This is a genomic window from Streptomyces gardneri (genome assembly GCF_006539185.1).
Classification (GTDB): Bacteria; Actinomycetota; Actinomycetes; order Streptomycetales; family Streptomycetaceae; genus Streptomyces; species Streptomyces gardneri.
Window position 1 is genome coordinate 1 of sequence record NZ_BJMN01000123.1, and the last position, 2091, is coordinate 2091.

Sequence of the window (2091 nt, forward strand, 5' to 3'; positions counted from 1 at the left end):
ACAAGGACTACCTCCACCGCGGCGGCCGCACCGCCCGCGCGGGCGAGTCCGGCAGCGTCGTCACCCTGGTCACCGCCAACCAGCGGCGCGGCCTGACCCGCCTCATGGCCACCGCCGGCATCGTGCCCCGGACCACCCAGGTCCGCTCCGGCGAGGAAGCGCTCCACCGGATCACCGGCGCCCGGACCCCCTCCGGCGTCCCGGTCACCATCACCGCGCCGGCGGCCGAGCAGCGTAAGCGCGGCCCGGTGTCCCGCGGTCGACGCAGCGCCGCCGCGGCGGCCCGCCGAGCGAGCTCGCAGCGGGCCGGCGCGTGAGCCCGCGGCGGTCCGCCGTCGGCCCGGCGGTCCGCACGTCACGTGAAAAGGAATCCGACCCATCTCCGCAGGAGGCATTTTGACGCTGGTTCAGACGCAGCCCCGCTCGGCGAACGCCACCCCCGTGGACAGGAAGGTGGCCGACCCCACGGAAACGGCCGCACCGCGGGTCGGTGACGACATGACCGTGGAAGTGGCCCTGTCCGTCGTGATCAGTGCCCGCTCGGAGCATCTGCTCATCTGTGACGACGACGGTCTGTGCACCCGGCTGGTCACCCGGGCCCAGCTCGCCGCCGTCCGTGACAGCAGCACGTACACGGACCGCATCCGGCTGCGCGACATCCCTGGCGACCGCGGGCCGTTCACCTCACCCCGCACCCAGATCGCCCCCGCCGGTCACCCGATGAGGAACCACCGGAGCGGCGCCTTGCCCGGAGCGGCCGGACAAGGCGGCGCTCCGGGCGTCCTCACCCCCGCCTGAACCGACTCACCGCGGCCGGTCCCTTCTCCCCTTCTCCCTGTGAGGCACCATGCGTTGTGTCATCGCCCGGTTCCCGTTCGATCTGACCAAGAGCGGCGTCCTGGAATCCATGAAGGGCATCAAGCCCGAGCCGGTCACCGGCGAATCCGTGATCATCGGCCGCCGCGCCTACCCCGCCAAGCAGGTCGGCCAGGTCATCACCCGCCAGGACCGCCGTGACTTCAGCGCCGGTGAAGTCCTGAGGGCCATGGCCCGGCTCGGCTTCACCTGCCGCGGGCTTCCCGACGCCGACGCACCCGGCCTCACCCCGGTGCAGCAGGCATCCGCGCTGCTGGGCACCCCGGTCGCCGTCTGACCGACGGGACCTGCGCGAGCCGCCACCGAAACAGCCGAGAGGGCCCGACCTGCACACGTGCAGGTCGGGCCCTCCCGCGTACCGACGGGTTTCCCCGGGGCAGAGCTGTGTCAAACAGCTAGCTCCCCTCCCGACACACAAAAATCTATCTCGGCCAGAGTAGACATTGAGTGGTGGCGTGATTATGGTTTCTCTCGTAGCCCAGCGAGACAAGAGGGCCTGGCAGAGATGAACTGCCGGGCAGCAGTACCCGCAGTTGCAGTTCGCAGGACGGTGCGGTGGTGGAGTTCCGAAGTCAGGGTTGTCAGCAGGACGGCGACGGGACTGACGACCGCACCGGGTGGCCCGCAGTGATCAGGGGCCGCCGTGAACGGGACCGCTGTCATGGCAGTCGCGGTACCCGTAAGCGCAGTACGCAGTACCAGCAGTACCAGCAGTACGCAGTCCCCGTTGGGAAGCAGTTGATCACCGAGGGAAGAACGGAGGGGCCGAGCGCCATCAGGATCGCCCGGGCGGAACTCTTGAGCCCGGGTACCGCAGGACATCGATAGTGAGGTGGTCTCCGGTCAAGCAATCGCGATCCCCGCGTGCCCGACAGCGTCTCGGTCGGGTCGGCGGAAACAGAAGGCCGGTGCAGTATCAGGACCGGCAGATGGTGTAGTAGTTCCTTCGGGGCCCTGGTGCCAGTACGGCGCCAGGGCCCCTCCACGCGTTCACCAGAGAGGTGCAAGTGACAGCAGACGACTCCTTCGACCGTCTCGACGACGACGACTACCCCGCCTACACGATGGGCCGGGCCGCCGAGATGGTCGGCACCACCCAGGGATTCCTGCGCGCCCTCGGTGAAGCGCGCCTCATCACTCCGCTGCGCTCCGGCGGCGGCCACCGCCGCTACTCCCGCTACCAGCTGCGCATCGCCGCCCGCGCCCGGGAGCTGG

General features: G+C 70.0%; 3 protein-coding genes and 1 pseudogene. All 4 read left to right on the top strand.

What is annotated here, in order from left to right:
• Positions 1-317: pseudogene (locus SGA01_RS40630) on the top strand (DEAD/DEAH box helicase); the annotation flags it as partial.
• Positions 318-396: 79 nt separating this feature from the next.
• Positions 397-798 (top strand): hypothetical protein, encoded by a 402-nt coding sequence (locus SGA01_RS40635; RefSeq protein ID WP_141303449.1) that lies wholly within the window; start codon positions 397-399, stop codon positions 796-798.
• 49 nt (positions 799-847) lie between these two features.
• Positions 848-1153 carry an SCO5918 family protein gene (locus SGA01_RS40640; RefSeq protein WP_141303451.1) on the top strand — a complete coding sequence of 102 codons (306 nt, stop codon included), beginning with the start codon at positions 848-850 and terminating at the stop codon, positions 1151-1153.
• 730 nt (positions 1154-1883) lie between these two features.
• On the top strand, positions 1884-2091 hold a 208-nt coding region (locus SGA01_RS40645), incomplete at its 3' end, for a MerR family transcriptional regulator (protein ID WP_141303452.1).

Excerpts from the sequence above, each read along its gene's own strand:
- SGA01_RS40640 (WP_141303451.1), top strand. The coding sequence starts at position 848 with ATGCGTTGTGTCATCGCCCGGTTCCCGTTCGATCTGACCAAGAGCGGC.